The organism is Bradyrhizobium sp. (assembly GCF_049586575.1).
Taxonomy (GTDB): domain Bacteria; phylum Pseudomonadota; class Alphaproteobacteria; order Rhizobiales; family Xanthobacteraceae; genus Bradyrhizobium.
Genome location: NZ_JBAVCF010000522.1, coordinates 1 through 5,339, shown reverse-complemented (window position 1 = coordinate 5,339; position 5,339 = coordinate 1). Strand labels below are relative to the sequence as shown.

At 63.0% G+C, this 5,339-nt stretch carries 6 protein-coding genes and 1 pseudogene; all 7 read right to left on the bottom strand.

Going from position 1 to position 5,339, the window contains the following annotated elements; translation table 11 throughout:
• Nucleotides 1-559: pseudogene (locus WB528_RS19630) on the bottom strand (EAL domain-containing protein); the annotation flags it as partial.
• Between the two features lie 198 nt (nucleotides 560-757).
• Complete coding sequence (locus WB528_RS19625) at nucleotides 758-2,104, bottom strand: aspartate aminotransferase family protein (RefSeq protein ID WP_423890058.1); 1,347 nt, start codon at nucleotides 2,102-2,104, stop codon at nucleotides 758-760.
• 129 nt (nucleotides 2,105-2,233) lie between these two features.
• Complete coding sequence (prmB, locus tag WB528_RS19620) at nucleotides 2,234-3,205, bottom strand: 50S ribosomal protein L3 N(5)-glutamine methyltransferase (protein WP_423890056.1); 972 nt, start codon at nucleotides 3,203-3,205, stop codon at nucleotides 2,234-2,236.
• Complete coding sequence (locus tag WB528_RS19615) at nucleotides 3,205-3,672, bottom strand: molybdenum cofactor biosynthesis protein MoaE (protein WP_423890059.1); 468 nt, start codon at nucleotides 3,670-3,672, stop codon at nucleotides 3,205-3,207. The genes prmB and WB528_RS19615 overlap by 1 nt, the downstream gene beginning before the upstream one ends.
• A gap of 23 nt (nucleotides 3,673-3,695) precedes the next feature.
• Complete coding sequence (gene moaD, locus WB528_RS19610; RefSeq protein WP_423890054.1) at nucleotides 3,696-3,947, bottom strand: molybdopterin converting factor subunit 1; 252 nt, start codon at nucleotides 3,945-3,947, stop codon at nucleotides 3,696-3,698.
• Nucleotides 3,944-4,561 (bottom strand): CDP-diacylglycerol--glycerol-3-phosphate 3-phosphatidyltransferase, encoded by a 618-nt coding sequence (gene pgsA / locus WB528_RS19605; protein ID WP_423890053.1) that lies wholly within the window; start codon nucleotides 4,559-4,561, stop codon nucleotides 3,944-3,946. Before pgsA ends, moaD begins: the two co-directional genes overlap by 4 nt.
• Before the next feature lie 231 nt (nucleotides 4,562-4,792).
• A partial coding sequence (locus WB528_RS19600; RefSeq protein ID WP_423890052.1) for a helix-hairpin-helix domain-containing protein occupies nucleotides 4,793-5,339 on the bottom strand: 547 nt, incomplete at its 5' end.

Below are 5,339 nucleotides of genomic sequence, written 5' to 3'. Positions count from 1 at the left end.
TCTGCACCTCGTTACGCACGGGGGCAGCGGGCTGAGGCGTGGCAACAGCAATCGGGGGTGGCGCCACGGCCAGTTTCGGAAGTTCGGTTAGGAACGACGATTCGTCGGCCGGTGGGCTCTCGGGCCTCGCCACGGGCGCAGCGGCGGCCGCGTTGGCAGACAGAATGTCTTCATGGCCCGCAACCGACACCGCGAGTTGTTTCACCAGCCCGCCAAGTTCGTTGATTTCGCCGACCACCGCCTGAATGCGGTCGGCGCCGGCATGGTTGATCGAGGACAGTTTCCCTTCAACCACGGACAGTCTTCGGCCGAATTCGGCGACCTGGCGGGCGAGATCAGCGGTTCCACGCGACAGGTCGGCGATCTGGCCGCCGACATCGGTACGGTCGCGCAGCCGCATCGATACGGCGTTGTACAGGATCAGGAAGGTCAGCGCGGTCAAGGCGACGATCGCCGATTCCATGGCGTTGATTCCTGCAACCGAATACAGAATGAGGCCGAGCGAAGCGGCGACCAGCACCATGCAAATGGCGATGAAGATCGTGGAAATGCGGATCATGTGATGCGTAAAGCCCCTTGAGTCCCGTGGGTGCCTTTAGCCTGAAGGGAACTCGTCGCGCGGCTTCGCTCCCCCAAGCCTCGCAACACTAGCACTAATGTTGATTCGGCAGGCTAGTGTTCTTTGGGCAGCGAAGGAACTGCGGCTTCCTGAACGGCAGCCGCAGACCGTGGTCTTACGGGGAGGGGCGGTGAGCCGTCAGGCCACCGCGCGAATGACCTTGGCGACCTTCTCGACGATCTCGCCGACCTGCTCTTCGCTGACGATCAAGGGCGGGGTCAGCGCCAGGGTATCGCCGGCGATGCGAAGCATCAGGTCGTTGTCGAAGAAGGCGCTGTTGAGCGCGTCGAAACCCCGTTTGCCCGGCTGGTCCGGCCGCGAGGTCAGGTCGATGCCCGCGGTCAGGCCGACGGTGCGGATATCCACGACGTTCGGCTCGTTCCTTAGCGACAGGATCGCATCGGCCCATTTGGGCTCAAGCGCGCGGGCGTGCTCGAACAGCTTTTCGTCGCGGTAGATGTCGAGCGTGGCGAGGCCCGCCGCGCACGCCAGGGGATGGGCCGAATAGGTATAGCCATGGGCGAGCTCGATGGCGTGTTCGGGGCCGATCATGAAGGCGTCGTGGATAGTGTCGCGCACGATGACGCCGCCCATTGGAGCAGCGCCGTTGGTGACGCCCTTGGCGAAGGTGATCATGTCGGGCAGCACGCCGTAACGTTCCGCCGCAAAGGCGTAGCCCAGCCGGCCGAAGCCGGTGATGACCTCGTCGAAGATCAGCAGGATGCCGTGCTTCTGGGTGATCTCGCGCAGCCGCTTGAGATAGCCCTTCGGCGACGGCAGCACGCCGGTCGATCCCGCCATCGGCTCGACGATGACGGCAGCAATGGTATTGGCGCCGTGCAGGTTGACCAGGTTTTCCAGCGCGTCGGCAAAATGCGCGCCGTATTCCGGCTCTCCCTTTGAGAAAGCCTGCTTTTCGCGGTCATAGGTCGTCGGCAGGTGATCGACGCCGTTGAGCAGCATTCCGAACATCTTGCGGTTGTTGCCCATGCCGCCGACCGAGGTGCCGCCGAAGCCGACGCCGTGGTAGCCGCGTTCGCGCCCGATCAGGCGGCTGCGGCCGCCCTGACCGGCGATCTGGTGATAGGCGAGCGCGATCTTGAGCGCGGTATCGGCCGCTTCCGATCCGGAATTGCAGAAGAATACGTGATCGAGGCCCTTCGGCGCGAGGTCGGCAACGCGGCTGGCGAGTTCAAAAGCTTGCGGAATGCCGAACTGGAACGGTGGCGCGTAGTCGAGCGTCACCGCCTGCTTGCCGATGGCTTCAGCAATCTGGGTACGGCCATGGCCGGCATTGCTGCACCACATGCCGGCGGCGCCATCGAGGATTTTACGGCCGTCAACGGTGAAGTAGTGCATGTCCTTGGCGCCGGCGAGCAGCCGCGGCGCCTTCTTGAAGGCGCGGTTGGCGGTAAACGGCATCCAGTGCGCGGCAAGGTCATTGGGAACATTGACGGCGGCGGATCGCGGGCTCTTGTCCAGCATGGCGGGCCTCTTCGAGTTTTGAGTGGAAGGTTGCCTAATAGATTAGCATTTTCCACGGGGCACTGGAATGCCAGCGCCTGACTTTTTCCGTATGGCCGGACAGCGTTTAAGGGTGAAGCGCGGTTCGCGTCAGAGATGCGCAAGATCAGACGCGGTGGCCCAGAACACCTCGCCCTCGGAATCTTCGGTGTCGAGCCAGAGAAACTCCGCTCGCGGATAGGCCGTCTCCAGCGCGTCGCGGCAGCGGCCAATCTCGCATAACAGCCCGCCTTCCGCGGTCAGATGGCGCCTCGCTTTGTCCAGAATGCGCCTGACGACATCAAGGCCGTCAGCTCCGCCGTCGAAAGCGAGTTTCGGCTCGGCGCGGCATTCGCGCGGCAGACCGGCCATGCCTGCCGCATCGACGTAGGGCGGGTTGGCGATGATCAGATCATAACGCTTGTCCGCAACCGGCGCGTACAAGTCGCCGCGATGCAACGTCACTCGGTCTTGAAGACCATGTTCTGCGACATTGCGTGCCGCGACATCGAGCGCGTCCTTCGAAATATCCACCGCATCGATCTGCGCATTCGGAAATGCGCGGCTGGCCAGAATGGCGAGGCAGCCGGAACCGGTGCAGAGTTCGAGCACATTTTCCACCGCGCTCGTGTTTGCGATCAGCGACGGTCCTTCGCCATCGTGCCCTCCGAAATGCGAGTCCAGCAGCTCGCCGATGAATGAGCGCGGCACGATCACGCGCTCGTCGACGTAGAAGGGAAGGCCGCGCATATAGATCTTGTTGACGAGATAGGCGGCCGGCTTTCCGGAGCTGACGCGGCGGCCAATCACATCAAGGATCGATCGGGCTTCATGCAATGCCACGCGCGCGGTTGCGAAATTCTCGAACTGATCGGGATGCAGATGCAGCGTTTCGCACACCAGAAATGCCGCTTCCGCCACCGGATCGGTGGTGCCGTGGGCGAACGTCAGTTTCGCCTCATTGAAGCGGCTTGTCGCATAGCGGACGAAGTCGAGCAGCGTCACCAGCTCGCCGGGCGAAACCGTGGGAAGTTTGGATGCGGCGCGGGAGCGCTTGGCAACAGCTTTGGCGCGTTTGGCCATCAGGATTTGGTCCAGCGCGCCGCTGCCGCATCGTCGTGATCGCGCGCCTCGATCCAGTTCGCACCATCGGCGCCTTCGACCCGTTTCCAGAACGGCGCATTGGCCTTCAGGTAGTCCATCATGAATTCGGCGGCCTCGAACGCGGCCTGCCGATGTTGCGATGCCGTCAATACCAGTACGATATTTTCGCCCGGTGCGATGCGGCCGACGCGGTGAACGACCCTTATTCCACTCAGCGGCCAGCGCGACATCGCGGTATCGGCGTGGCGCGCAATCTCAGCTTCCGCCATGCCGGGATAATGCTCGAGCGTCAACGCGGCGATAGCCGCGCCGTCTTCGCGGCCCCGGCAGATTCCGGTGAAGGAAACCACCGCGCCGACGTCCACGCGGCCTGTCGTCAGCGCCGCCATTTCGCGCGCGATATCGAAATCGGATTCCTGGATGTGGACGGTCACGTTGGCGTTCATGACGGCATCGCTCATGCCCTGAATTAGCCGCCGGTCATCGGCGGGAAGAACGCGATTTCGCGGGCGCCGGCAATCGCCGCGTCCTGTTTGACATGAGCATGGTCGATCGCAGCGCGGATTACACGCGGCGTCTCGAAGGCATGGGCGTAGGTCTCGCCACGCGCGGCAAGCCAGGCGATCAGTTCATCGACGGTCTTGACGCCCGGCGGCGGCTCGATCGTCTCTTCCGACTTGCCGACCCGCTCGCGCACCCAGGCGAAATATTTGAGTTTCATCCCTCATCCTCGCCGATGAGATGGTGGATGCCGGCCCGGAAATAATCCCAGCCGGTGTAGATGGTCACGATCGCGGAAACCCAAAGAAGCAGCAGCCCGATCTGGGTGGTGAAGGGAAGGACCTGGTCGCCCGCCTCGCCGGCGAGCAAAAACCCGATCGCGACGAGTTGTGCGGTCGTCTTCCATTTGGCGAGCTTGGTGACGGGGACGCTGACGCGCAGGCCGGCCAGATATTCGCGCAAGCCCGATACCAGGATTTCGCGGCACAGGATTACGATCGCCGCCCACAGCGTCCAGCCGTGGATGATTCCATCGGCGGCCAGCATCAACAGGCAGGAGGCGACCAGAAGCTTGTCGGCGATCGGATCCAGCATCCGGCCCAAGGCCGATTGCTGGTCCCAGATCCGGGCATAGTAGCCATCGAGGAAATCCGTGACGCCCGCGGCGATGAACACGGCCAGCGCGACCCATCGCAGCCACAACGGCCCGTCCAGGATCGCCTGCGCATAGATGCAGCCGACCACCACCGGGATGGCGGCAATCCGGGCACAGGTCAGAATATTGGGCACGGAGAGCGAGCTTTTCGCCCATCCCCTCGTCGTTGCGATGTTCATGCCTCCTACCAATACCGCCGAAGCTTTAAGGTCAACCGGGGGACACATATGACCTTTTGGTGAGATCCCCAGTGGTCCGATTCTAACATTTGCGTCCCGATGAGGCAGGCACTTTTGCAAATGTTAGAATCAAAGGACTACCGGCAAATATACGCTTGTAGTGGAGGATTGGGTTCGACATTCGCATTGAGTATTCGCGGCTGCGAGGCTGCGAATGTCAAATCCGCTCCACTACCCTGGTTGGGTGTGGAAAAACTCGAAAATCTTGCGCGCGCTCTCGGCGCTGACGCCCGGGACCTTACCGAGATCGGCGATCGAAGCCCGTTCGATCTCCTTCAGGGTTCCAAAGTGGTGCAGCAGCGCCCGTTTGCGAGAGGGGCCGATGCCGGGAATTTCCTGCAATCCGGCTTCGCGGATATCCTTCTTGCGCAGCTTGCGGTGCGACCCGATCACGAAACGGTGCGCCTCGTCGCGCAGCCGCTGGATGAAATAAAGCACCGGGTCCCGCGGTTCGAGCTTGACCGCCTCCCGCCCCGGCATGAACAGGGTTTCGCGTCCGGCGTCGCGGTCCGGCCCCTTGGCGACCGCAAGCAGCGAGACCTGCGTCAGCCCGAGCGTCTCGAATATCTCTTTCGCGGCGTTGAGCTGGCCGCGGCCGCCATCGATGATGACGAGATCGGGCCATTGCGGAACCGCCTCATCGTCGCCGCGCAGGCTACCGGCCTCGGCTTCGGAGGGCGCGGCCAACAGCCGCTTGAAGCGCCGCTGCAGCACCTCG